The 26,118-nt window shown below is 71.4% G+C and carries 16 protein-coding genes and 3 pseudogenes; 8 read left to right on the plus strand and 11 right to left on the minus strand.

Features of this window, described 5'->3' with window-relative positions; translation table 11 throughout:
- Positions 1-16 precede the first annotated feature (16 nt).
- From IE180_RS27085 to IE180_RS27125, 10 genes are all read right to left on the minus strand, one after another.
- On the minus strand, positions 17-1,360 hold the full coding sequence (locus IE180_RS27085) for a sulfate adenylyltransferase subunit 1 (RefSeq protein ID WP_190159577.1): 1,344 nt from the start codon (positions 1,358-1,360) through the stop codon (positions 17-19).
- The gene (gene cysD / locus IE180_RS27090; RefSeq protein WP_190159578.1) at positions 1,360-2,295 is read right to left on the minus strand and encodes a sulfate adenylyltransferase subunit CysD; all 936 of its coding nucleotides are present in this window, start codon (positions 2,293-2,295) and stop codon (positions 1,360-1,362) included. The genes IE180_RS27085 and cysD overlap by 1 nt, the downstream gene beginning before the upstream one ends.
- 89 nt (positions 2,296-2,384) lie before the next feature.
- Positions 2,385-2,954, minus strand: coding sequence for an adenylyl-sulfate kinase (gene cysC, locus IE180_RS27095; protein ID WP_190159579.1), 570 nt, complete (start codon positions 2,952-2,954; stop codon positions 2,385-2,387).
- A complete protein-coding gene (locus IE180_RS27100; RefSeq protein ID WP_190159580.1) occupies positions 2,954-3,670 on the minus strand; it encodes a phosphoadenylyl-sulfate reductase in 717 nt (238 codons plus the stop codon). Before IE180_RS27100 ends, cysC begins: the two co-directional genes overlap by 1 nt.
- Positions 3,667-3,846 carry a hypothetical protein gene (locus IE180_RS27105; protein WP_190159581.1) on the minus strand — a complete coding sequence of 60 codons (180 nt, stop codon included), beginning with the start codon at positions 3,844-3,846 and terminating at the stop codon, positions 3,667-3,669. The genes IE180_RS27100 and IE180_RS27105 overlap by 4 nt, the downstream gene beginning before the upstream one ends.
- Entirely contained in the window at positions 3,843-5,540 is a 1,698-nt protein-coding gene (locus tag IE180_RS27110) for a nitrite/sulfite reductase (RefSeq protein ID WP_190159582.1), read from the minus strand. Before IE180_RS27110 ends, IE180_RS27105 begins: the two co-directional genes overlap by 4 nt.
- Positions 5,541-5,676: 136 nt before the next feature.
- Positions 5,677-5,760: a putative leader peptide gene (locus IE180_RS37595; RefSeq protein WP_356067285.1), complete on the minus strand. Its 84-nt coding sequence runs from the start codon at positions 5,758-5,760 to the stop codon at positions 5,677-5,679.
- A 134-nt stretch (positions 5,761-5,894) separates the two neighbouring features.
- Positions 5,895-6,464: a GNAT family N-acetyltransferase gene (locus tag IE180_RS27115; protein WP_190159583.1), complete on the minus strand. Its 570-nt coding sequence runs from the start codon at positions 6,462-6,464 to the stop codon at positions 5,895-5,897.
- Between the two features lie 519 nt (positions 6,465-6,983).
- The gene (locus IE180_RS27120) at positions 6,984-8,276 is read right to left on the minus strand and encodes a helix-turn-helix domain-containing protein (RefSeq protein ID WP_190159584.1); all 1,293 of its coding nucleotides are present in this window, start codon (positions 8,274-8,276) and stop codon (positions 6,984-6,986) included.
- 408 nt (positions 8,277-8,684) lie between these two features.
- Positions 8,685-10,388: an acyl-CoA dehydrogenase family protein gene (locus IE180_RS27125; RefSeq protein WP_190159585.1), complete on the minus strand. Its 1,704-nt coding sequence runs from the start codon at positions 10,386-10,388 to the stop codon at positions 8,685-8,687.
- Between the two features lie 17 nt (positions 10,389-10,405).
- Between IE180_RS27125 and IE180_RS27130 the strand changes: the two genes are divergently transcribed.
- Together IE180_RS27130 and IE180_RS36770 are read left to right on the plus strand one after the other, a co-directional pair.
- On the plus strand, positions 10,406-11,530 hold the full coding sequence (locus IE180_RS27130; protein ID WP_190159586.1) for a YihY/virulence factor BrkB family protein: 1,125 nt from the start codon (positions 10,406-10,408) through the stop codon (positions 11,528-11,530).
- 34 nt (positions 11,531-11,564) lie between these two features.
- Positions 11,565-12,301, plus strand: a pseudogene (locus tag IE180_RS36770) (helix-turn-helix domain-containing protein).
- Here IE180_RS36770 and IE180_RS27135 read toward each other — a convergent pair.
- Positions 12,241-12,648, minus strand: a pseudogene (locus tag IE180_RS27135) (VOC family protein); the annotation flags it as partial. The pseudogenes IE180_RS36770 and IE180_RS27135 overlap by 61 nt on opposite strands.
- Before the next feature lie 243 nt (positions 12,649-12,891).
- Here IE180_RS27135 and IE180_RS27140 point away from each other — a divergent pair.
- From IE180_RS27140 to IE180_RS27165, 6 genes and pseudogenes are all read left to right on the plus strand, one after another.
- Positions 12,892-14,031 carry an AraC-like ligand-binding domain-containing protein gene (locus tag IE180_RS27140; RefSeq protein ID WP_190159587.1) on the plus strand — a complete coding sequence of 380 codons (1,140 nt, stop codon included), beginning with the start codon at positions 12,892-12,894 and terminating at the stop codon, positions 14,029-14,031.
- A gap of 101 nt (positions 14,032-14,132) precedes the next feature.
- Positions 14,133-14,300 carry a hypothetical protein gene (locus IE180_RS27145; RefSeq protein ID WP_190159588.1) on the plus strand — a complete coding sequence of 56 codons (168 nt, stop codon included), beginning with the start codon at positions 14,133-14,135 and terminating at the stop codon, positions 14,298-14,300.
- Between the two features lie 350 nt (positions 14,301-14,650).
- Positions 14,651-14,851 (plus strand): annotated as a pseudogene (rsgA, locus tag IE180_RS27150) (GTPase RsgA); the annotation flags it as partial.
- A 517-nt stretch (positions 14,852-15,368) separates the two neighbouring features.
- On the plus strand, positions 15,369-18,245 hold the full coding sequence (locus tag IE180_RS27155) for a LamG-like jellyroll fold domain-containing protein (protein ID WP_190159589.1): 2,877 nt from the start codon (positions 15,369-15,371) through the stop codon (positions 18,243-18,245).
- Positions 18,246-18,632: 387 nt separating this feature from the next.
- Positions 18,633-25,553 carry a putative adhesin gene (locus tag IE180_RS27160; protein ID WP_190159590.1) on the plus strand — a complete coding sequence of 2,307 codons (6,921 nt, stop codon included), beginning with the start codon at positions 18,633-18,635 and terminating at the stop codon, positions 25,551-25,553.
- Between the two features lie 108 nt (positions 25,554-25,661).
- On the plus strand, positions 25,662-26,063 hold the full coding sequence (locus tag IE180_RS27165) for a DUF7919 family protein (RefSeq protein ID WP_190159591.1): 402 nt from the start codon (positions 25,662-25,664) through the stop codon (positions 26,061-26,063).
- Positions 26,064-26,118: the final 55 nt, after the last annotated feature.

Raw genomic sequence — 26,118 nt, forward strand, 5'->3', positions numbered from 1 at the left:
AGCGTTCTGGCTCATCTCAGAAGTCCCACCCTTCTTCCTCGTCCACCGCGGCGACGGCCTTGGTCGTGGCGAAGGACTCGCCCGCCATGCCGGCCGCGAGCGTGGTGCCGTCCGCGGGGTCGATCAGCAGGAACGAACCCGTACGGCGGGAGTCCGCGTACGCGTCGAGCGCGAGCGGCTCGGCGGTGCGGACCACGACCCGGCCGATGTCGTTGGCGACCAGCCGCCCGGGGTTCGGGTGCTGGGAGAGGTCGTCCAGGGTCAGCCGCGAGGGGATGTCCTTGACGATCGCCTTGACCGTGCGCGTGGTGTGCTTGAGCAGGACCCGCTGGCCGACGGCGAGCGGCTGGTCCGCCACGTGGCAGACCGTCGCCTCGACGTCCTGGCTGGTGGCCGGGGCGTCGCCGCTCGGCGCGAGCAGGTCGCCGCGCGAGATGTCGATGTCGTCGGCGAGCCGGATCGTCACCGACTGCGGGGCCCAGGCGATGTCCACGGACTCGCCGAGCGCGTCGATGCCGGTGATCGTCGACTTCTTCCCCGACGGCAGGACGGTGATCTCCTCGCCGACCCGGAAGGCACCGGCCGCGATCTGACCGGCGTAGCCCCGGTAGTCGGGGTGCTCGGCGGTCTGCGGGCGGATCACGTACTGCACGGGGAACCGGGCGTGGCAGCCCGTCAGGTCGTGGCTGACCGGGACGGTCTCCAGGTGCTCCAGGACCGTCGGGCCGCCGTACCAGTCCATGTTCGCGGACGGTTCCACGACGTTGTCGCCGGCGAGCGCGGAGATCGGGATCGCGGTGATCTCCGGGACGCCGAGCTCGGAGGCGTACGTCGTGAACTCCTCGGCGATCGCGGCGAAGACGGGCTCCTGGTAGTCGACCAGGTCCATCTTGTTCACGGCGAGGACCACGTGCGGGACGCGCAGCAGCGCGGCGACGGCGGCGTGCCGGCGGGTCTGCTCGACGACGCCGTTGCGGGCGTCGACCAGGACCACGGCCAGCTCGGCGGTGGAGGCGCCGGTGACCATGTTCCGGGTGTACTGCACGTGCCCGGGGGTGTCGGCGAGGATGAAGCGGCGGCGGGGCGTCGCGAAGTAGCGGTAGGCCACGTCGATCGTGATGCCCTGCTCGCGCTCGGCCCGCAGGCCGTCGGTCAGCAGCGCCAGGTCGGGCGCCTCCTGGCCACGCTTGAGGGACGCGGCCTCCACGGCCTCCAGCTGGTCGACGAGGACCGACTTGGAGTCGTGGAGGAGCCGGCCCACCAGGGTGGACTTGCCGTCGTCGACGGAGCCGGCGGTGGCGAAACGCAGCAGGGTGGTCGCCGCCAGCTGGTCGGTCAGCTGCTCGGTGGACGTGCTCATTAGAAGTACCCTTCGCGCTTGCGGTCTTCCATCGCGGCCTCGGACAGCTTGTCGTCGGCCCGGGTGGCGCCCCGCTCGGTGAGCCGGGAGGCGGCGATCTCGGCGATGACGGCGTCCAGCGTGGTGGCGTCGGAGTCGACGGCGCCGGTGCAGGACATGTCGCCGACGGTGCGGTAGCGGATCAGCCGCTTCTCGACCGTCTCCGACTCCTTCGGGCCGCCCCACTCGCCGGCGGTGAGCCACATGCCGTTGCGGGCGAACACCTCGCGCTCGTGGGCGAAGTAGATCTCGGGGAGCTCGATCTTCTCCCGCTGGATGTACTGCCAGACGTCCAGCTCGGTCCAGTTGGAGAGCGGGAAGACCCGGACGTGCTCGCCGGGGGCGTGCCGGCCGTTGTAGAGCTGCCACAGCTCGGGGCGCTGGCGGCGCGGGTCCCACTGCGAGAACTCGTCGCGCAGCGAGAACACCCGCTCCTTGGCGCGGGCCTTCTCCTCGTCGCGGCGGCCGCCGCCGAAGACGGCGTCGAAGCGGTGCTGCTGGATCGCCTCGGTCAGCGGGACGGTCTGCAGCGGGTTGCGGGTGCCGTCGGGGCGCTCGCGGAGCTTGCCGGCGTCGATGTACTCCTGCACGGAGGCCACGTGCAGCCGCAGCCCGTGCCGGTCGACGACCCGGTCGCGGTACTCGATGACCTCGGGGAAGTTGTGCCCGGTGTCGACGTGGAGGAGCGTGAAGGGGACCGGCGCGGGGGCGAAGGCCTTCAGCGCCAGGTGCAGCATGACGATGGAGTCCTTGCCGCCGGAGAAGAGGATCACCGGCCGCTCGAACTCGCCCGCCACCTCGCGGAAGATGTGGACGGCCTCGGACTCCAGGGAGTCGAGGTGCGACAGCGCGAACGGACTGTCCGTGGTGTCGTGGGCGTGGGCGACGGTGGTCACAGTGCCCCTTTCGTTCGCTTCTCCGCCCGCGCGGCGAAGCGGCGCGGCTTTCGTGGTCGTCTGCGGCCCGGCGGCCGCGGGTGCGTCGCTCACAGCAGGCCCCTCTCGGTGAGCAGCGCGTGGAGCTGCGCCGCGGACTCCTGCACGGTCTGGTTCTGGGACTCGATCCGCAGATCGGGGTTCTCGGGCGCCTCGTAGGGGTCGTCGACGCCGGTGAGGCCGCTGATCTCGCCCGCGGCCTGCTTGGCGTAGAGGCCCTTCACGTCGCGGACGGAGCAGACCTCCACGGGGGTGGCCACGTGGACCTCCAGGAAGGCGGTGCCCTCGGCCTGGTGGCGCTTGCGGACCGCCTCGCGGCTGTCGTTGTACGGGGCGATGACCGGGACCAGGACCTTCACGCCGTGCGAGGCGAGCAGCTCGGCGACGAAGCCGATCCGCTGCACGTTGGTGTGGCGGTCCTCGCGGGTGAAGCCGAGGCCCGCGGAGAGGAACTCGCGGATCTCGTCGCCGTCGAGGATCTCGACGCGGTGGCCCTCGTCGCGGAGGCGACCGGCCAGCTCGTACGCGATGGTGGTCTTTCCGGCGCTCGGCAGGCCGGTGAGCCAGATGGTGGCACCGGTCACGTGGTTCTCCTGGAAGGTCTGGGGGGTGGGGGTCATCAGCCGTGCAGCCCGCACTCGGTCTTGCCGCGGCCCGCCCAGCGTCCGGCGCGGGCGTCCTCGCCCTCCAGGACGCGGCGGGTGCAGGGGGCGCAGCCGACGGAGGCGTACCCGTCCATGAGGAGCGGGTTGGTGAGGACACCGTGCTCCGTGACGTACGCGTCGACGTCGTCCTGCGTCCAGCGGGCGATGGGGGAGACCTTGACCTTCTGCCGCTTCTCGTCCCAGCCGACGACCGGGGTGTTCGCCCGGGTCGGGGACTCGTCGCGGCGGAGGCCGGTGGCCCACGCGCCGTAGGCGGTGAGGCCCTCTTCGAGGGGCTTGACCTTGCGCAGCGCGCAGCACAGGTCCGGGTCGCGGTCGTGCAGCTTCGGACCGTACTCGGCGTCCTGCTCGGCCACGGTCTGACGCGGGGTCAGGGTGATGACGTTGACGTCCATGACGGCGTCCACGGCGTCCCGGGTGCCGATGGTCTCCTCGAAGTGGTAGCCCGTGTCGAGGAAGACGACGTCCACTCCGGGCTTCACCCGGGAGGCGAGGTGGGCGACGACCGCGTCCTCCATGGAGGAGGTCACGCAGAAGCGGTCGCCGAAGGTGTCCACGGCCCAGCGGAGGATCTCCAGGGCGGAGGCGTCCTCCAGATCACGGCCGGCCTGCTCGGCGAGTGCCTTCAGGTCGGCCGCGGTCGCGTCCTCGATCGGCTGAGTGCCCGTCATATCGCTTCCCTCCCGGTGGTGTCGTCCGAAGTCGCCGGGGCGAGGAGCCCCAGGAACTTCAGCTGGAAGGCTCGACTGCACGCGGCACATTCCCAGGCGCCGTGACCCTGCTCGTTCGGACGCAGGTCCTCGTCCCCGCAGTAGGGGCAGTGGAACGGCGCGGCACGCTCGCTCACGACAGCGCCTCCTCGGAGGCGCGGGCCGCCCAGGTCGCGAAGCGCTCGCCGCTCTCGCGCTCCGCCTGGAAGCGCTTGAGGACCCGCTCCACGTAGTCCGGGAGTTCGGCCGCCGTGACCTTGAGACCGCGGACCTTGCGGCCGAAGCCGGCCTCCAGGCCGAGCGCGCCGCCCAGGTGCACCTGGTAGCCCTCGACGCGGTTGCCCTCGTCGTCCAGGACCAGCTGGCCCTTGAGGCCGATGTCCGCGACCTGGATGCGGGCGCAGGCGTTCGGGCAGCCGTTGATGTTGATCGTCAGCGGCTCGTCGAACTCCGGGAGGCGACGCTCCAGTTCGTCGATGAGCGAGGAGCCGCGGCCCTTCGTCTCGACGATCGCGAGCTTGCAGAACTCGATGCCGGTGCAGGCCATCGTGCCGCGCCGGAACGGGGTGGGGTTCACCCGCAGGTCGAGCGACTCCAGGGCGGCGACCGCCGAGTCGACCTGGTCCCGCTCGATGTCCAGCAGGAGCATCTTCTGGTCCGCGGTGGTCCGCACCCGGCCGGAGCCGTGCCGCTCGGCCAGGTCGGCGATCTTGGTCAGGGTGGCGCCGTCGACCCGGCCCACGCGCGGGGCGAAGCCGATGTAGAACCGGCCGTCCCGCTGCTCGTGCACGCCCATGTGGTCGCGCCACTGGCCCGCGGGCTGCTCGGGGGCGGGGCCGTCCGTCAGCCTGCGCTTCAGGTACTCGTCCTCCAGGACCTGGCGGAACTTCTCCGGGCCCCAGTCGGCGACGAGGAACTTCAGGCGGGCGCGGTTGCGCAGCCGGCGGTAACCGTAGTCGCGGAAGATCGAGATGACGCCCTCGTAGACGTCGGGGACCTCGTCGAGGGAGACCCAGGCGCCCAGGCGGACGCCGAGCTTCGGGTTGGTGGACAGGCCGCCGCCGACCCAGAGGTCGAAGCCGGGGCCGTGCTCCGGGTGCTCCACGCCCACGAAGGCGATGTCGTTGATCTCGTGCGCCACGTCGAGGAGCGGCGAACCGGAGACCGCGGACTTGAACTTGCGGGGCAGGTTGGAGAAGTCCTTGTTGCCGATGATCCGACGCTGGATCTCGTCGATGGCGGGGGTGCCGTCGATGATCTCGTCGGCGGCGATGCCGGCCACGGGGGAGCCGAGGATGACGCGCGGGGTGTCGCCGCAGGCCTCGGTGGTCGACAGGCCGACCGCCTCCAGGCGGTTCCAGATCTCGGGGACGTCCTCGATGCGGATCCAGTGGTACTGGACGTTCTGCCGGTCCGTGATGTCGGCGGTGCCGCGGGCGAACTCCTCGGAGATCTCGCCGATCACCCGGAGCTGCTCGGTGGTCAGCCGGCCGCCGTCGATGCGGACGCGGAGCATGAAGTACTCGTCGTCCAGCTCCTCCGGCTCCAGCACGCCCGTCTTGGTGCCGTCCAGACCCTGCTTGCGCTGGGTGTAGAGGCCCCACCAGCGCATGCGTCCGCGCAGGTCGTTGGGGTCGATGGAGTCGAAGCCGCGCTTCGAGTAGACCGTCTCAATACGTGTCCGCACGTTGAGACCGTCGTCGTCCTTCTTGAACTGCTCATTGCCGTTCAGGGGGGTGAAGTGCCCCACGGCCCACTGACCCTCGCCGCGGTGGCGCCCGGTCTTGCGGCGGGCGGCGGCGGGAGTGGGGTTTTCCGGGGTGGCGGCCATGGCGTCTTGTCCTTCGGGACTGCGAGAGGGCGGCTCTGACCTGCACACTCGCGCTCAGGTCAGAGGGTGGCGCGTCAGTGCGCAGCAGGGTGGGGCAGAGTCGGGCGGTGAGGAGATGACGGCGGTGCTGGTTCTCTCAGCGCGCCGAACAGATGGCGCTGGACATGCGGCCGAGGTCGACGTGCCGCCGACTCACCAAGGCAATTCCAGTTCCAGGCATGACGGAAGCGTGTCACGGGACTTTGGACCCAGTCCAGCATCGTCCATTATTCGGACATAGTCGTCCCGTAGAGCGAGACGGTGTGCTCCAGGTCACGTCAAAGGGGCCCTGTTCAGGGCCCCTTCCGGTACGGCTCAGGCGTACGCGCCCGGCCAGGGGCCGGGGGTTTCCGTCTCCTCGACCTCCTCGACCTTGGTGTCGAAGAGACGGAAGCCGCGCCGCTCGTAGTTGGCCATGGCGTGCGGACCGTCGAGCGAGCAGGTGTGCAGCCACACCCGCTTCGTGGTCTCCCGCCCCGGCCAGCGCTCGGCCAGGTCCCAGGCGCGCGCCACCCCGTGGGAGAGGAGGTGGCCGCCGATCCGGCGACCCCGGAAGGCCGGGATCAGGCCGAAGTAGACGATCTCCACGACTCCGTCGTCCTGGGGGTCGAGCTCCACGTACCCGGCCGGCGTCCCCCGGTCGTACGCCACCCAGATCTCGGCGCCCGGCTTCTCCACCATCTCCTGCCACTGCTTGTACGTCAGCGACAGCCGGTCGGACCAGCGGATGTCGCCGCCGACCGCCGTGTAGAGGAAGCGGCTGAACTCCGCCGAGGGCACCTCGGCGCGCCGGATCGCCACGTCGTCGCCCTCCGGCGGGGTGGCGGGACGGAGGTCGGACGGGGAGGTCTGTTCGAGGGACCAGGTGGTGAGAGTGATGCTCATGGGCTCATCGCATCATGCGGAGCGTCGGATTCCCACCCTGTTCGGCACCGGCGGACAGGGTGTCCGCCATACGGACAACCGCCCTCCCGGCAGGGTGGGCGCACCGGGACGGCACGCCGCCCGTGCCCGCCGCCCGCGCCCGGCGACCTCGCCCGCGCCCGCCCACCTCGCCCGGCGACCTCGCCCGCGCCCGCCCACCTCGCTCCGCGCCCGGACACCTCGCCCGCCCCGGGCCCGTGCCTCCCCGGAGCGCCTCCTCGCCACCGCCGGCCTCCAGCCCGAGGCGGGCCAGGTCACCGTCGGCGAGACCACCACCCGCGTGGAGCGGCACGGAACCGCCTCCGTGCGCGACGCCGCCGAGACCCGCACCGACATCCCCTTCGGGACCGTGGAGCGCTTCGGCCCCGGCGGGGAGCGGGAGCCGCACGTCGACACCCTGCCGCTGGTCGCGGACCAGAAGGAGACCGGTGCTCCGTTCCGGAAGCCCGGTTCCCGGGGCGGCCGACGACGCCCGCCGGATCAGGCCGGGCTCGCGGCGCGGACGGCCGGGGCCGTCGAGTGGGGGAGCAGGTCCTCCGGACGCTCCGGGCGCAGGACCTCCACCGCGACCTCCTCCCGGAAGCGGTACGGGCGGTGCGCCAGGACCCCCGCCAGGTTCCGCCGCACCCGGGACATCTCCGCCCGTACGGTCACCGTGCGCGTACGGTCCCCGAACACGTCGTCCGCCAGCTCCGCCGCCGTCCGCCCGTCACGGTGCAGCGCCAGTACGTAGAGGAGCTCCGCGTGCCGGGGGCTGAGCTCCTGCTGCCAACTGCCCGCAGCCCCGGACACGGCCACCGTCCAACGGCGCGGCCGGCTCAGGTCCAGGACCACCCGGCTCGCCGCCCCCGCGTCCGGCTCCTCGGGCAGGGTCTCCTCCTCGACCCGTAGCAGCCAGCCGCCCGGCAGCGGCTCCACCGCGCACACGCCGAGCGAGGGCAGCCAGACCCGGCCGGCCCGGAACGACTTCGGCAGCGGGATCCGGTCCATCGGCGCGAGACCGGTCACCGCCGCCGTCCAGCCGTGGTCGTCCACCGCGACCGCCCGGCCGCCCACCCGGCACAGGATCGGCGCCGCCACCGCCCGCAGCCGCTCGACCGACCGGTGGTGCCGCTCGCGCATCTCGGCCTCGGCGAGCTGCGCCACCGAGCCCACCAGGGCCAGCATCGCGGGGTGGAAGCTGGAGGCGGGGCCGGACACGTCCAGGATCCCCAGGAGCCGCTGATCGCGCGGATCGTGCACGGGCGCGGCGGCGCAGGTCCAGTTGTGCAGCGACTGCACGTAGTGCTCGGCGGAGTGCACCTGCACCGCCCGGTCCAGGGCGAGCGCCGTGCCGACGGCGTTCGTCCCGGTGGCGTGCTCGGCCCAGGCCGCGCCCTCCTCCAGACAGATGCCGTTCGCCCGCCGCAACACGGCGGGGTTCCCCTGGCGCCACAGCACCCGGCCGTGCTCGTCGGTGACCACCATGATCTGGAGGGAGGCGTCGGCGATGCCGGCGATGCCGCCGCTCAGCGTCCGCATCACCTCGGAGAGGAGCGTGGTCCTGCGCCGCTGCTCCAGCTCGTCCCGCTGGAGCAGCACGGTGCTGGTGCTCTGGTCCGGGTCGAGGCCGAGCCGGGCCATCCGCCGCCAGGACGCGTCGATCACCGGGCGGGGCGCGATCGGCGGTCGCCGGCCGGCCAGGGTCTCCTCACGCACCCGATGCAGCAACCGGCTGGCCTGGGCGGAGTCCATGGCGGCGAGCCGCTTCATGTCGAGCTGCGTGTTCTTCATCGGCCTCTCCCAGCCACCCGGGTGGTGTATCGGTTCTGCACAGGGCAGACGTCCGGAGTGTCGGTGCCCATCGTGCCGTCCGGGAGCACCCGGCGAGGCCCGGTTCGGGTAATCCTGCAACCCTTTGCAACTCTGGCGACCGGCAGGTCCCCTGGGCGAGGCTGGTGGCAGCGGCGGGTGGTGCCGTGTCGGCGCAGCACCACCCCCGCTTCTCCGCTTCTCCGCGCGTGCAGCCCTGATCGACACCCCGTCGGGCTCGCCCCCGGCGCGCTGCACGGCCTTCCCGCACGGCCCGCGCTCCCGCACGTCCTCTCGGACCACGGCCCGGACCGCCGTACGTCTCTTCAGAGCACGGCCCGCGCTCCCGCACGTCCTCTCGGACCACGGCCCGGACCGCCGTACGTCTCCTCAGACCACGGCCCGCGCCCGCTCCACCACCGCGCGCAGGGCCAGCGTGTGCGGAAGCGTCCCGAAGGCCGCGCCGCCGTCCCCGCCGAGCCGCGCCGCGCAGAACGCGTCCGCCACCTCCGGCGGAGCCCACCGCACCAGCAGCGCGCCCTGGAGCACCAGCGCGATCCGTTCCGTGACCCGCCGGGCCCGCGCCTCGATCCCCTCCAGGTCCGCCAGTTCGACGAGGAGCCCCCGGATGGCCCGGTCGAGCCGGTGGTCGGCGCCCCGCGCCGCCCCCACCTCCCGCAGCAGCGCGTCGAGGGCGGCGGGTTCGGTCCGCAGCACCCGCACCACGTCGAGCGCCTGCACGTTCCCCGAGCCCTCCCAGACCGAGTTGAGCGGCGACTCCCGCAGCAGCCGGGGCATTCCCGACTCCTCCACGTACCCGTTGCCGCCCAGGCATTCCAGCGCCTCCGCCACCACCGGCGTACACCGCTTCGTCACCCAGTACTTCGCCGCCGGCACGGTGATGCGGAGCAGAGCCCGCTCCTGCTCGGGGTCGCTTCCGCCGCGGGTGTCGGCAGGGTGGTCGCCGCCGCCGGTGCCGACACGGCTGTCGGTGTCGGTGGCGTCGTAGGCCGCCGCCAGCCGCATCCCGAGCGCGGTCGCCGCCTCCGACTCCAGGGCCAGATCGGCGAGGACGTTCCGCATCAGGGGCTTCTCGACGAGCAGCCCGCCGAAGGCCGAGCGGTACGAGGCGTGGTGCACGGCCTGCGCCACCGCCTGCCGCATCAGCGCCGCCGAGCCGAGGACGCAGTCGAGCCGGGTCGCCGCGACCATGCCCATGATCGTCCGGACCCCGCGCCCCTCCTCGCCGACGCGGCGCGCCCAGGTCGTCCCGTCGAACTCCACCTCGGCGGAGGCGTTCGACCGGTTGCCCAGCTTGTCCTTGAGCCGCTGGATCGCGAAGGCGTTGCGCGAGCCGTCCGCGAGCACCCGGGGCACCAGGAAACAGGTCAGGCCCCCCGGAGCCTGCGCGAGGACCAGGAAGGCGTCCGACATCGGGGCCGAGCAGAACCACTTGTGCCCCGTCAGGACGTACTCGCCGTCGGCCGCGAGGGGACGGGCCTCCGTCGTGTTCGACCGGACGTCGCTGCCGCCCTGCTTCTCCGTCATCGCCATGCCGAGCAGCGCCCCCGGCTTCTCCGCGACCGGACGGAGCTCCCGCTCGTACACGTGCGAGAGGGCCGCCGGCTCCCAGACCGCCGCGAGCTCCGGCTCGGCGCGCAGCGCGGGCACCGCCGCGTGCGTCATCGACACCGGGCAGCCGTGCCCCGCCTCCGCCTGCGACATCACCAGGAACCCGGCGGCCCGCCGCACGTGACCACCCGGGCGGCCCCACGCGTCCGTGAGCCCCGCCGACACGGACTTCCCGAGGAGCCGGTGCCAGGCCGGATGGAACAGGACCTCGTCGACCCGCCGGCCGTACCGGTCGTGGGTCCGCAGCCGGGGCGGGTGCTCGTTCGCCTGCTCACCCCACTCCCGCACCTGCGCCGAACCGGTCGCCCGGCCCAGCAGGCCCAGCTCGTCGCGCGCCTCCGCCAGGAGGTCAGGGGCGAGATGGCGCTCGACCGCCTCCGCCAGCGCCCGGTCGCTCGTGAAGACGTCGTACCCGACCAGGGGCGGAGCCTGGTTGGTCACGGTGTGGGTGCTCGCTGCCATGCCGATACGGTAAGCAGGTGCAGGCAGCAAGAGAAACACCCGAACGGCCGGAGCGTCGGCCCTGGAGCAGGCTCCACCGCGCGCGCGTCCTCTACCGCAACGTCTCGAAGCGGAAGATGGCCTGGCTGCTCCTCAAGGACACCGTCAACTCGTGCATCGAGTACCGGATCCTCGGGCTCGCCGCCGAGGCCGCGTTCTTCACCCTGCTGTCGCTGCCGCCGCTGCTGCTCGGCCTGATCGCCGTCCTCGGCTACGCCGACGACTGGACCAACACCGACACCGTCGCCAGCATCCGGGAGAACATCCTCCACGCGGCCGGCACGGTCCTCTCCGACCGGGGCGTCCACGAGATCGCCGAACCCCTCCTCGACGACATCACCCAGGGCAAGCGGCCCGATCTGATCTCCCTCGGCTTCGCCATCGCCCTCTGGTCCGGCTCGCGCGCGGTGAACGTCTTCATCGACACCATCACCGTCATGTACGGCCTCGACGGACACCGGGGCATCGTCAAGACCCGGCTCCTCGCGCTGCTCCTCTACATCGTGGCGCTGCTCATCGGAGCCGTCGTGCTGCCGCTGGCCGTCGTCGGCCCCGACCGGGTCGTCGCGCTCGTCCCCTGGGGCACCGAGGTCGTCGCCGTCCTCTACTGGCCGGCCGTCATCCTGCTCTCCATTGCCTTCCTCACCACGCTCTACCACGTCTCCGTGCCCGTCAGATCGCCGTGGATCGAGGACATCCCCGGCGCCCTCGTCGCCCTCGCCATGTGGGTCCTCGGCAGCTTCCTGCTGCGCATCTACCTGACCAGCCAGGTGGAGGGACCGACGATCTACGGCTCCCTCGCCGCGCCCATCGCCGTCCTCCTCTGGATCGGCATCTCGGCCTTCGCGGTCCTCGTCGGCGCCGCCGTGAACGCGGCCATCGACCGCGTCTGGCCCTCCGTCGCCACCGCCGCCGCCCGCGAGGCCAACGAACGGGCCCGCGCCTTCCAGGCCGCCGAACTCGTCGCCCGCGTGCGCGCCGAGGCGGAGGACGTCGACGAGGACGACCCGGACATGCCGTCCGAGTTCCCCGAGCGCTGGTCCAGGTTCCTCCCCCCGGACGACGTGAAGTCCCGCCTGCACTCGGGCTGGGAGAAGGACTGAGTCCGCCGCCGGCCCCAGGGCCCACGCTCGGAGGATGTACGAGGAGCGCCCCGCCCTGCCGGCCGGAGCCGTGCTGTGGACCCGGTCCGCCGCCGGCCCCGCGGCGGCCCTGCTCGTCCTGTCCGACGGCTGCGTGGACCTCATCCGGGCCGACGGAGCCTCCTCGTCGCCGGACCCGACACGCGCGCACGTACCGGGCGGGTTCGCCGGGCGGTACGCGGGCGTCCGCTTCGCCCCCGGTGACGCCCCCGGCTTCCTGGGCGTCCCGGCCCACGAGCTCCGCGACCGGTGGGTCGCCCTCGGCGCGCTGTGGGGCGAGGCGGCGGCGCGGCGGCTCGGCGAGCGGATCACGGAGGCCGCCGACCCGGCCGCCGCCCTGGAGGACCTCGTCCTGTGCCGGGCCGTCCGGGGCCCCGGGCCCGACCCGCTGCTCCGGGCCGTCGTGGCGCGGCTCCGCGGCGGGCCGGCCGGTCGCCGAGACGGCGGAGGCGGTCGGGCCCGGCGCCCGGCAGCTGCACCGGCGATCCCTCGACGCCTTCGGCTACGGCCCGAAGACCCTCGCCCGCGTCCTGCGCCTCCGGCGCGCGCTCGCCCTGGTCCGGGGCCGGGGTGCCCTTCGCGGAAGCGGCCCTGCGCGCGGGCTGCGCCGACCAGGCCCATCCGGCGCGGGAGCCCCGGGCCCTCGCGGGAACCACCCTGAGCTCCCACGCGGCCTCCGTGGCCGCGAAGAGCGAGACCTCGCCGCCGTCCGGGGCGAGCACCACCGCGTAGCGCTGCCCCCCCACGGCGTCCCAGGGCTTCAGGTGCCCCCGGTACCCGGCGGAGACCAGCTCCTCGTAGACCGCGTCCCCCTCCGCCGGCGCACCGCACCGGAAGGCGAGCCCGACCCGGCCGCCCGTCGGACGCGTCCATCCGGGATCGAAGGAACGGACGACGTCCTCCGTGTCCCAGGCGATCCGCAGCCCGCCGGGCAGCGCCGCCTCCCCGTGCGGGGCCGACTCGGCCCCGGCCGGGACGTCCAGGCCGAGGCGCCGGTGGAACGCGAGCGGGGCGGCCGTGTCCGAGACGACGAGACCGGCGAGGTCGAACCGGGGAGTGATGCGCGGTGCCGTGTCCATGACCGCACGGTAGGCACGGCGGCGGCGCCGGGTCTTGTACGCATCGGACGCGGGCCCCGGCCGCTTCCCGCACCCGGGCCCCGGCCGCTTCCCGCACCCGGGCCCGGCGGTGCGGCCCGAGCACGGAGTCCCGTGGGGACGGGGCGGCCGGACGACGAATCGCGGGTCGGCGCCCCGGAGCCCACGCCGTGTTGGCCGGAAACGGGCTGCCCGGCCCGCGCACTCGCTCTCCACGATGGGCACGTGCCCAAGGCGAACCCTCAGGAGCCGTCCGGCCTGCGCCCCGACCCGGAGAGGGCCGGCGGACGGGGCGGGCTGCTGACCACCATGTCGAGCGAGGCGGTGCGGGCCGTGGACCGGTTCGCGTGGTACTCCGACCAGATACAGCAGCACATCTTCCCCATCACGCTCTCAACGCCCTACACGGCGGACTTCCGTTCCGAGGTGTCAGCGCTCCGGCTCGGTGCGGTGCAGGTCGCACGCTTCGCTTTTCCTCCGCTGGAAGCGGCGCGTACGGCACGACACATCCGGAGCGACGATCCCGAGACCTACCAACTGGGGTGGATGCGCCGCGGCGCCATGGCGGCCACTCAACTCCGCAACGACGCGTTCGTCGGGCCGGGCGACATGGTCCTCTTCGGCACGTCCCACCCCCTGCGGGCCGGTGTGCGGGACGAGGGCAGCACGGTCGAGGTGGTGGTGCTCCGCATCCCGAAGAACGCCCTGCCCCTACCGTCCGCCCAGGCCGACCGCCTCCTCGCACGACGACTCGCCCCCGAGGGGGTGAGCGGTGCCCTGCTGCACCAGCACCTGCACACCCTGCTCGCCCGCGCGTCCGAGGTCGGGCCGGCAGAAGCCCACCGCCTGGGCACCATCACCGCCGACCTGGTCGCCTCCTTCGCCGCCGAGCGGCTCGACACGGCAGAGCTCGTGCCGTGGGAGACCCGCACCACGGTGCTGCGTGCCCGGATCAACGCCTTCATCACCCACCACCTCGGCGACCCGGAGCTCCGACCGGCGGTCATCGCCGCCCACCACCACATCTCCCTGCGGACCCTCCACGCCTTGTTCCAGCAGGAACCGGCCACGGTCGCGGCGACGATCCGGCACCGGCGCCTGGAACGCTGCCGCGCCGACCTCGCCGACCCCGGAATGAGCGACCGGCCGATCGCCGCCATCGCCGCCCGCTGGGGACTGCTCGTACCGGCCGAGTTCAGCCGTGCGTTCAGGGCCGCATACGGAACGAGCCCGGGCGAGTACCGAGCGGAAACGGCCCGTCTCCGACGATCCGCACGGGACCACAAGCCCCTGTGCACGCACCCACAAGCCGATCCGGCGGGCCGACGGCACGATGAGGACTCACCGACCCGGGCGGCGTGCTGATCGACGGGGGCCAGGGTCGACGTCGCTCCGCGCCCACCGCACAGGGCCGCCCGCAGGAGACTCTGACGTGATCATCCGTGCGCTGGCTCGGGGGAGACACCATGTACTTCGGCGACTGGGAGAAGCAGCAGGCGTACGACCGGGGACGCCAGGACGAACGCGACCGGATCCGGCGGTCGGTCGACGGCGGCGATGACGGCGACGGATGCTTCGGCTTGATCATCATCTGCATCGTCATCTACGTGATCGTCAAGGCCTGTTCGGGCTGACGCCGGGCCGGGGCGGTTTCCCCGGCCCGACCACCGCCCGGCACGACGCGGACGGCGGACCGGCCCCCGGGGCCTCCCCGACGACCGCGCGCACCCGACCTTCACGGGCCTTCGCCGACGGGGCTGATGCCGGCTGGCGGGGTCTTGGATTCAATCGGTGGTGTCGCGTCCTGGGGCGGGGCCAGGGTGTCACGCATCCGTTCCCGAGAGGGACGGTGTCGGTTCGTCGAGAAAAAGCAGGAGGTGAGGACATCGATGACTGTCACGGTGACGGGCTCTGCCCGCATTCAGGAGTTCATCGTTCCCACCTCCGTGGTCTCCGGCTGAGACCCGTTCGATCCGCGCGCTCGGAGGGCGCCGGCGACCCCCGGTACGTGCGCGCGTGCCTGCCGCGCCGTACGGCCTTCGCGCGCTCCACCTCCTCCAAGCGGTCCGAGGGCCAGATCCTCGCGGCTAACGTCGACCACGCCGTCATCACGGTCTCGCTCGCCGTCGAGCTCGACCTCGGCCGGATCGCGCGCTTCCTCGCCCTGGCCTGGGGGAGCGGGAGTCATACGCAACAGTGCTCACCTGCACAGACGTAGCGTGGGAACACGCGGCTGAGCAGGAGGCCCGCCGTCCCGTGTGAGCCGACTGCGGTACGAAGTTCACCGACGAGCTGTGGAGGACCATCGAGCCCGTCGGCTGGGGCCGGGTCCCGTCGCACCGCACTCGGACCACCTTTGACGCCACGCTCCACCCCGCCGGCCCGACACCATGTCCGTCGCCACTGGTCGCCTGGGACCTGCTGCCCGGGCTGGACGACCGTGCGGACGGGGACACGGAAGCGGACAGCTTCGAGTAGGCATACGTGCCGGGCCGTCATCTTCCAATTGGGTCAAGCCATTACACGGAAGACGAGCGCTCGACCATAGAGAATTTCAGTGTTGAACATCACTTCGAGTACATGACATAGAAGTCTTTTTGCTCGCTTGACCAAAACTTGATCTGGTTAAGGTCTCCTCGTTACTGCTTTCACAGCCCGTGCACAGGTGGCTCGTGAAGAGCTGCCGGGGGGAAGGACAGCGCGTGACTGCGCAATTCAAGGGGGGACGGTGGCTGGGTGTTCTGCTCGGCTCCGCGCTTCTGATGGGAATGGCGGTGCCCGTCGGGTCCGCCGAAGAACCGGAGCCGACGCTCCCCGGTCTCCACGCGGTGACCCAGGGGGCCGTCGAGGAGGCCAGGGAGACCGGCCGCCCGGTCGAGGACATGTCGCAGCGAGGCATCGCCGAGCGGGTCTTCGCCGAGCCCGAGGGCGGCTTCACCGCCGAGCTCTCCGCCGCACCCCGATGGGTGCCGCAGAAGGACGGGAGTTGGAAGGACCTCGACACCACACTGGAGATCAAGCCGGACGGCTCGGTCGGCCCCCGGTCGGCCCTCGTCGACGTGGAGTTCTCCGGCGGTGGCACCGACCCGCTGGTCGAGGTCGCAGACGCCGGCCGCAGCGCCGCCCTGAAGTGGCCCGAACGTCTCCCGGCGCCCGTCCTTGTCGGCGACGTCGCCGAGTACCGCTCGGTCATCCCTGGCGTCGATCTCCAGATGAAGGCCACACCCGAGGGCTTCCAGCAGGTTCTCGTCGTCCGGACCGAAGAGGCCGCGGCCGATCCGGCCCTCTCCGACATTCGCCTGGAGCAGAGCAACGACGGCCTGAAAATTGCCGAGAACGCCGAGGGCGGCCTGCTCGTCAGTGACGACACCACCGGAGAGATCCTCTTTTCCGGAGCGGCCCCGCTCATGTGGGACTCCGGAAGCGAGGCGGCCGCCCGGGCCGCGCCGTCGGGCGACCCGAAGGATGCCCTCCAGGAGGATCCGGCCGTCGCCCCCATGCCCGGCGACGACCACGCCGAGGTCGGCATGACCGTCGACACCGACTCGGTCACCCTCACGCCGGACCCGGCGCTCCTCGCCGCCGCCGACGCGTCCAGCCTCCCGCTCTACATCGACCCGCCGCTCAGCGTGGAGAAGCCCACAGCGCCCGGCAAGCGCTCCTTCTACACCTGGGCGAACAGCGACTCCCCGAGTACCGAGTACGCCAACTTCGACGATGACAAGGGAATCGGCCGCTGCAGCAGCGGAGGCTGTGGGTCCGCTTATGTCGGCCGGATGTACTTCGAGTTCAACCTCGACGGCTGGGAGAACCGGAAGATCTACGACGCCACGTTCAGTGTCTATGAGACCTTCTCCTACTCCTGTAGCCCGAGCTGGGTGAACCTGCACCGCGTCGATGAGAACGCCCTCTCCACTGGCACCAACTGGGGCAACAAACCCGCTGACGGCGACCTCATGGGTGACCGGAGCGTCGCCTACGGCAACGAGCAGTTCGGCTGTGAGAACGGCACCGTCAACTTCAACGACAACCCGGAGGAGACGAACGAGAACCTCACCTCCACCGTCCGCTCGAAGGCCGCAGCGGGCGCGTCGGTCGCCTTCTCCCTGCGTGCCGCGGACGAGGACGCGGCGAGCGGCTGGAAGCGCTTCAAGGGCGACACCGGAACGCTCCGGATCTACTACAACACCCTCCCCGGCAAGCCCTCCGGCGAGAAGACGACGAGTCCGGCCACCGCGTGTGTCACCGGATCCGGCCGACCGTGGCTGAACCAGAACGACACCACCCCGGTTCTCACTGTCTCTGCCAACGACGCCGACGCTCACAACATCAAGGTCACCTTCCGTGCCTGGGACATGCTGCCGAACGCGACCGACGTTCAGGTGTACGGGGACCTGGTGACCGGCTACGAACCGGACGGCTCCTTCGAGAAGGCGATCCCGAGCGGCTACCTCAAGCACGGGCACACCTACAACTGGCACGCCCAGGCGAGTGACGGCATCGACGCCGGAGCCTGGTCGGACTGGTGCGAGTTCTCCGTCGACACCGAGGACCCGGACAAGCCCGCCGTGGGCCTGCCGCCGCTGGCGGACATCAAGGCCGGCCAATCCATGCCCTTCACCCTCAAGGCGAACGGCAACCGCGACTCCGTCTACGGCAACGATGTCCAGTACTACCTGTGGGGCCTCAACGACTCGACCCCGTCTGCCAAGGTCGATCCGGCCACCCTCGGCGCGGACGGCACCACGTCGGTGCCCATCCCCAAGTTCGGTCTCCACACGCTCTACTTCCAGAGCGTTGACCGCGCGGGCAACGCCAGCACCGTCGAGAAGGTCACCTTCCAGGCCGGACGGGCCTGCTCCGACCCCTCGGCCGAGTCCTGCACCGTCGGCTCCTACCGTTTCGACGAGACGACGGGCACCGTCGCCGCCGACTCCTCCGGCGTGGGCACTGCGGACAAGTCTCCGCTCACCGTGAGCGGCGGCGCCTGGGTGGCAGGCGCGGACACCGCGGTCGTCACCGACAAGGCCGTTCGCTTCGACGGTGTCGCCACCGACTACGCCACCGGCCCCAGCCGCGTCGACACCAGCAAGTCCTTCACCGTCTCCGCCTGGGCCAAGGTGACCGACGTCACGGTCAACCGGGCCGTGGTCAGCCAGTCCGGAGCCGTCGGCAACGGCTTCGCGATCTACTGGTCCACCACCAACGGCTGGACGCTCTCCCGGCACCGGCTCGACTCCGGCACCGACTCCGCCCGCGCCTACGCCGGGCTCACGCAGAGCACTTCGTACGTCGGGCAGTGGGTGCACCTGGCTGGGGTCTTCGACCCCACCCGGAACACCATCACGCTCTACGTCAACGGGAACGAGGTCGCCTCCGACCAGGTGATCCCGTCCGCCGACGGAGGCACGACCTGGGACCCGACCAAGAGCTGGAACGCCACGGCCGGGCTCCAGGTCGGCCGTGGTAAGTGGGCGGGCGCGTACGCCGACCCCTTCAAGGGCGACATCGACGACGTCCGGATCTACCCGACCGTCCTCGAACGCAGCGACATCGGCCGCCTTGCGTCCCAGCGTTAACAGCTCCCTGTGCCGGACCGGTCGCTGACCCCGACCGGCCGGCACCCGGACCGGTCGTGGGGACCTGCTCCCCGTGGCTGGCCTCTCCGGGTGGCCCCGAGCCGCCCGCGCCGATCACACAGACCACACCGCGTACCGGGCCCGCCGCCCGGGGTGGTGACAAGGACGGGCCGCCCCCACGAGGGCGGCTCGTCGGGGGAGGCACGGCGGCATGTCGCCGTGCCCTGAATCGGCCCCGCGGAGCGCGGTGGCCGTTGAGGAGTCGCGCAGATGCGCATCGGAGCAAGGGGCCTGAGGGCCCGTAGAGCCTTCCTGAGAAGGAGCGGCGGAGTCACGGCCTGGGGGGTGGTGGGAGCCGTCACCCTGACCCTCCTGCAAGCTCCCGCCGTGGGGGCCGCCGACGGATTCGACGAGGCGGCGCGGGAGAAGCGGCGCCCGAAGACGACCGTCATGGACTCGGTCGACGTCACTCCGCTCGCCTGGGAGAAGGACGGCGAGAAGGACGCCGCCGCCGAGGCGGCCGCCGTGCCGTACCCGAAGGCCGTCTGGCCGGCCGCAGGGAAGGGCGTGGCCGAACTCCCGGTCGCGGGCTTGCGTGCCCGGGCCCTCGACGGCAGCCTGACCGCTGCCGAGGCGGCGGTCGAGGACCGGGCGGGCACCCTGCCGGTCCGGATCGTCACCCCGCCTGCCGTACGCGGCAAGCTCGCGTCCCGGAACGCTGCCGCCCGAGAGGCCGGTGCCGAGGCCCTGGGCACCCAGGTGCCCGGACGCGTCGACGTCGAGGTCATGTCCCGGGCGAAGACCGCACAGGCCGGCGTCGACGGCCTGCTGCTGACCGTCGCCCGCGCCGACGGCGAGACCGCCGCCGGCCGCATCACCGTCAAGATCGACTACAAGGCCTTCGCCGCGGCCTACGGAGGCGACTGGGCCTCGCGCCTTCGCGTCGTCCAGCACAGCTCCTGCCTGATCACCTCGGCCACGCCCGGGGCGTGCGCCGACGGCAAGGTCCTGAGGACCTCCAACGACCGGAAGAACGGCACGCTCACGGCCGAGCTCGCCCTCCCCGAGAGCACCACCGGCACCGGGGCCGCGGCACGCGCCACCGCCGCGTCCGCCCCCGTCACCGGCCTCTCCGTGCTCTCCGTCTCCGCCGGCGCCGCGGGCAGCTCGGGCAACTACGCCGCGACCTCGCTCACCCCGTCCGGCACCTGGTCCGTCGCCGGCAACTCGGGTTCCTTCACCTGGCAGTACCCGATGCGGGTCCCGCCGTCGGTCGCGGGTCCCTCGCCGCAGCTGTCCCTCTCGTACAGCTCCGGCAGCGTCGACGGCCGTACCGCCTCCACCAACTCCCAGACCAGCTGGGTCGGCGAGGGCTTCGATCTGTCCCAGGGGTACATCGAGCGCTCCTACCGGTCCTGCAAGGACGACGGGCACGACACGGAGGGCGAGGAGAAGTACGACCTCTGCTGGCACTCCGACAACGCCACCATGTCCTTCGGCGGCCGCAACGGCGAGCTGGTCAAGAAGTCCGGCGCCGACGCCAGCCGCACGCTCGACGGCAACCCGGACATGAAGCTGGAGGGCACCTGGCGTCTGAAGGCCGACGACGGCACGCGCGTGGAGCGGTGGTCCGGCGGCTTCAACACCGGTGACAGCAAGGAGTTCTGGGTCGTCACCACCACCGACGGCACCCGCTACTACTTCGGCCGCAACAAGCGCACCGCGGCCGACGGCGAGTCGCAGGAGTCGGCCTGGCAGGTGCCCGTGTACGGCGACGACTCGGGCGAGCCCTGCCACGCGTCCACCTTCAAGGACTCGCGCTGCAACCAGACGTGGCGGTGGAACCTGGACTATGTCGTCGACGTCCACGGCAACTCCATGACCCTGTACTGGGACAAGGAGACCAACCGTTACGGCGCCATGCGCGACGACGTCTCGGTCGCCTACGACCGCGGCGGTTACCTCAAGCGCATCGAGTACGGCGAGCGCGAGGACAGCGACCTCACGACCGAGGCCCCGGCCCGGGTCGTCTTCGGCGTTGCCGAGCGCTGCGACGGCGCCGCGGCCGACTGCGAGCCCGGCGACCTGAAGGAGGACACCGCCACCCGCTGGCCCGACGTCCCCTTCGACCAGATATGCACGGACACCGACTCCTGCAAGGAGCAGTGGTCCCCGGCCTTCTTCTCCCGCAAGCGGCTGACCTCCGTCACCACCCAGATCCTGAAGTCCGGAAGCTACACCCCGGTCGACACCTGGACCCTGGACCAGTCCTACCCGGCGACCGCCGACACCTCGCCGCGCTCCCTGTGGCTCCAGAGCATCACCCACGTCGGCAAGGCCAACGGCGGGACCAGCGAGAGCCTGAAGACGGTCTTCTACGGAGTCAAGAACACCAACCGGGTGCACGCCGAGGCCCAGGACCGCGACCCGATGTACAAGTGGCGCATCCGCGCCATCCGTTCGGAGAGCGGCGGCGAGATCGCCGTCAACTACAAGCCCGTCGAATGCACCGTCTCCGACCTGCCGACGCCGTACACCAACACCAAGCGGTGCTTCCCCTCCTTCTGGTCGAAGGAGGGCGCGATCGGCGAGGACGAGGACTGGTTCCACAAGTACGTCATCGACACGGTGATCGAGGACGACCGCACGGTCGCCGGTCTGAACAAGACGACGAAGTACGAGTACTACGGGGGTGCAGCCTGGCGCTACGACGACAGCGAGCTGGCCAAGAGCAAGAACAAGACCTGGAGCCAGTTCCGGGGCTTCCAGACCGTCCGCACCGTCACCGGTGACGCCGGCACCGCGCAGCTCAGCTCCGAGGCGACCTACCTCCGGGGCATGGACGGCGACCGGACGAACGGCGACGGCGGCACCGAGGACGTCTGGGTCACCGCCTCCGACGGTACCCGGATCGAGGACAAGGACCGCCTCCAGGGCTACCAGCTGGAGGCCCGCACCTACTCCTCCGTCCCCGCCGCCACGGCCGCCGACCGCGCGGCCAAGGAGGTCAACGGGTCGGTCAACCGGCCGTGGCTCTCCTCACCCACCGCGACCGAGGGCTCCGACGAGGCCCTCTTGCTGGCCACCGACCGCGTCAACACCCGCACGGCCGTCACCGGCGGGATCCGCCGGACCGCGATCGACCACAGCTACGACGCCTACGGCATGCTCACCTCGTCCTCCGACCTCGGGGACATCGGCGAGGACCGCGCGAACGGCGACACCTCGGACGACTCCTGCACCCGCTACGAGTACGCCCGCAACACCGACAAGAACCTGCTGACCCTGGTCAAGCGCGTCCACACGGTCGCGGTCGGTTGCGCCACCACCCCCAGCTATCCCGGTGACGCGATCTCCGACGTCCGCACCCTCTACGACGACCTCGCCTACGGCGCGGTCCCGACGAAGGGCGACATCAGCTCCAGCCAGCGGGTCACCGGATACAGCGGCACCACCCCGGTCCTGCAGACCACCACGAGCACCGAATACGACGCCCACGGCCGCGTCACGGCGGTCCAGGACGCCAAGAACAACCGGACCACCACCTCCTACACCCCCGCCACCGGCGGCCCGGTCACGGGGATGAAGGTCACCACCCCGCCCCCGGTCACCGGCGGCATCGGACAGAGCACCTCTTCGACCGTCGACCCTGCCTGGGGCCTGGTCATTGCCACGACCGACGCCAACAACCAGCGCACTGACCTGGCCTACGACGCGCTCGGCCGCCTCGTCAGGGTGTGGCTCCCGGGCCGCACCAAGGCCATGGACATCCCCAACACCGAGTACGCGTACGACATCAACGCGGATGCGGCCAGCGTCGTCACCACCCGGACGCTGAAGCCCAACGGCAACGTCGCGGTCTCCCACGAGCTGTACGACGGACTCCTGCGCACCCGCCAGACCCAGACCCCCACCCCCAACACCGGGCGGGTACTGAACCTGGTCGAGTACGACTCGCGGGGCCTGGCGGTCGTCCAGCACGGCCCGTTCTACAACCTGGACGACCCCGGCACGACCGTCGTCGAGCCGCAGTACGCGGTCGGTGGCAACCCGCCGGCGACCGAGACCGTCTACGACGGTGCGGGCCGGGCGACGGCCTCCGTCTTCAAGGTCGGCGGCGTCGAGAAGTGGCGCACGCGCACCGTCTTCCACGGCGACTGCACGGACAGCGACCCGCCCACGGGCGGCACCCCCACACGTGTTTGCACCGACGCCCAGGGACGCAGGGTCTCGCTCACCGAGTACGAGTCCGACTCCGTCTCCGGCACTGGCCGCACCACCACCTACGCCTACGACAAGGCGGGCCGTCTCTCCTCGGCCAAGGACGCCACGGCCAAGAACGAGTGGAAGTGGACCTACGACGCCCTCGGACGCCAGCGCACCGCTGACGACCCCGACAAGGGCGTCACCACGCTGGCCTACGACGAGCTGGACCGGCTGTCCAGCACGACGGACCCGCTCGGCGTCACCCTCACGTACCACTACGACAACATCGGCCGCACCACCCGGATCGCCAAGGGGAGCGAGACCCTCAGCTCCTGGGTCTACGACACCCTCCCCAACGGGATCGGCCGACCGACCGCCGTGTCCACCTTCAGCGGTGGCAACGAGTACAAGTCCGTCGTCAACAGCTACGACGTCAACGGACGCCCCACCTCCACCTCGCTGGTCGTCCCGGCGGCCGAGGGCAAGCTCGCCGGCACGTACACCACCTCGGCCTCCTACAAGGCCGACGGCGCGGTGGCCGCCGTGACCCTTCCCGCGGCGGGCCCCCTGCCACCCGAGAAGCTCACCACCGGCTACGACCTCACCGGCCTGCCGACCTTCACCTACGGCACCACCGACTACGTCAGGGAGACCCGCTACTCCAACTTCGGGGAGGCCGAACAGCTCACCCTCGGCGTCTCCAGCGCCGCCAAGCAGACCTGGCTGACCAACTTCTACGAGGACGGAACCCGCCGCCTCACCGGCAGCCGCATCGACCGCGAGTCGATCGCCAACCCTGACGTCGACACCACCTACGTCTACGACGCGGTCGGCAACATCAAGACCATCGCGGACGCGCCCACGGGCAAGGCCGCGGACGTCCAGTGCTTCCAGTACGACTACCTGCGCCGCCTCAAGGCGGCGTGGACCCAAACCGCCACCACCTGCGCGGCGCCCCCGGCGGCGGGCAGCACGATCGGCGGCCCGGCTCCGTACTGGCACTCCTACGAGTACGACGCTGCCGGCAACCGCACCAAGGAGATCCGCAACCCCGTCAACCCGACGGCCGGCGGAACCTCCGCGCTGCGGCTCACCACCACGGCCCAGATGCCCGCGGCGGGCGCCGACGGTCCGCACACACTGCCCACCGCGACGGTCACCGCCGAGACGGTGAACAGCGCTGGAGCGGTCACCGCCACGACGGGCACCTCGCAGAGCTACGCCTATGACGCGGCCGGAAACACTGTCCGCCGCACGAAGGCGGCCACCGCGCAGTCCCCGGCCGTCGACCAGCTGCTGCGCTGGGACGCCATGGGCCGCCTCGTCGGCACCTCCAAGGTGGGGGAGAAGGGCTCGGTCACCGGCAACGGCGGCCTCTGCCTCGACCTCAAAGGTGGCGCAACCGCATCCGGCACCGCGATCCAAGGCCTGACCTGTGCCTCCGGCAGCACCGCGCAGGCCTGGGAGCTCAACAAGGACGAGCAGCTCACCGCCCTCGGTGTCTGCGCCGTTCCCAACGGCACCACCAGCGGCAGCGCGGTCCTCGCCCGTCCCTGTTCCTCCACCGACGCCACGCAGAAGTGGAAGATCCAGGACAACGGCACCGTCAAGCACACCGCCACCGGCCTGTGCCTGACCCTGACAGCCACCACCAGCGGAACCACGGCCACCGCCGCGACCTGCTCCAGCGCCGCCATCCAGCGCTGGACCTTCGCCAAGCACACCACCAACGTGATCCTGTCGGACGGCAACCGCCTCATCCGCAAGGAGTACGGCAAGGCGACGCTGTACCTCGGCGCCACCGAGCTCACCGTCGACACCAAGAACACCGCCGTCACCACGGACGACACCACCAGTGCCGTCCGCTACTACGGACACGGCGGCAAGACCGTCGCGGTCCGCACCTCGGCCACCCAGGTGTATTGGCTCGCCGGCGGCCTCAACGGCACTGCCGAACTCACCATCGACGCGGTGGCCGCGGGCCAGACCGTCAGTCAGCGCCGCACCCTCCCCTTCGGTGAGGTCCGCGGTGCCAACCCGGCGTCCTGGCCCGGACAACAGGGCTTCGTGGGGTCTGTCAACGACCCCGGCTCCGGCCTCGTCCACATGGGCGTCCGCCAGTACGACCCGGCCCTCGGCCGGTTCCTCTCGGTCGACCCGATCCTGGACATCAGCGACTCGCAGCACCTGAACGCGTACGCGTACGGGCGCAACAACCCCCTCATGTTCCCCGACCCCACGGGTCTGTGGTGGGGCTGGTCGGACTGGGGCCACGCCGCCCTCGACATCGTCGGCCTGGTGCCGGTCCTCGGCGAGGCCGCCGACGTCGCCAACGGCATCTGGTACACGGCCGAGGGCAACTACATCGACGCCGGGCTCTCCTTCTCGTCCGCGATCCCGCTCGTCGGATACGCCGCCAGCGCCGCCAAGGGCGCGAAGTACGTCGACGAAGGCATCGACGCCGTCCAGGCGGTCACCAAGGCCACCGACAAGGCCGCTGACGCGAAGGGCGCGGCCAACGCCGCAGACAACGTCACCCCGCCGGCCACACCCAAGCCGAAGGAGGCTCCCAAGCCGGACAAGCCGGCGAAGGCCAAGGACGACGCGGGGGACCGAGGATCCGGCGCCTCTTCGAAGCGCACCACCCGGAAGGACGCCGACGACCGGCCCGTCGAGGTGAAGGGCCGGGAGCAGAAGAACGTAGGGGTCAAGGGCAAGGGCCCCGCCAGCGTTTCTCCCGGGCGCCGCGCTGGCGGCGACACGGTCTTCTCCGGGCACGGCTACTACGGCCACGCGCCGCGCCAGATGATGGTCCCAGAAGGAACCAGGCTGCACTTCTACGTCCCGCACGACGCCACGCTCGCGGACAGTGTAGGAAAGGCCGTCGAGGCCGGCGGAGCGGCCGCCCCGAGGGCGGTCGAGTCGTTCGGTCCCGGCGACATCCTCCCCGACTACATCATCGCTCCCCCCGTGGACCTCAACATCCTCGGCGGGAGCAGGACGGTCACGCAGGCCACGAACATCAGTAGCCTGATCTCCAGAGGCATGGGCGACGTCCACATGGCCATCTGCAGAGAGTTCAACTCGATGCACTTCGGGTGACAGGCACTGGACCGAGCGGCGTGGCACCCGGGCTTTCCCGGGTGCCACGCCGCGCCCCTCCGCACGTCCCGACAGGGGACGTGCGGTTCTCCTCAGGAAAGGTGAACGGTGACGTATTTCGCCGATCTCGCGCCGTACGACTACAGCCCCGAAGCGGAACCGGGCTGGGTGGCCGTCGGATGGTTGGAACGCGGCAAGGAGTACGAGATCGGCGAGGTATCGCCCCGGATCATGGAAGATCTGACGAACCTCGCCTACCTCGGCGAAGGACAGACCCGCGGCCGCCACTACTGCGACCTCTGCGACGAGCCCGCGGAACACTGGGCACGATCGCCGCGATTCTCCTCGCGGTTCCGCCTGGGATCCGCCGAGATCCGCGTCACGAGGGAGGGCGGCGGCGTCTACGCGGCGCCCGACTTGCTTCCCCACTACATCGAGGAACACCTCTACTGCCCCCCTCAGGAGTTCCTCGACGCGGTGCTCGCGGAATCCGCACGCCGATGGGGCTAGGTTCTGTCGTCAAATGTCACGCCCACATCAGCAGTGAGGCGAGAGTGACGGCGGC

The sequence above is a fragment of the Streptomyces litmocidini genome (genome assembly GCF_014649755.1).
In the GTDB taxonomy this organism is placed as follows: Bacteria; Actinomycetota; Actinomycetes; order Streptomycetales; family Streptomycetaceae; genus Streptomyces; species Streptomyces litmocidini.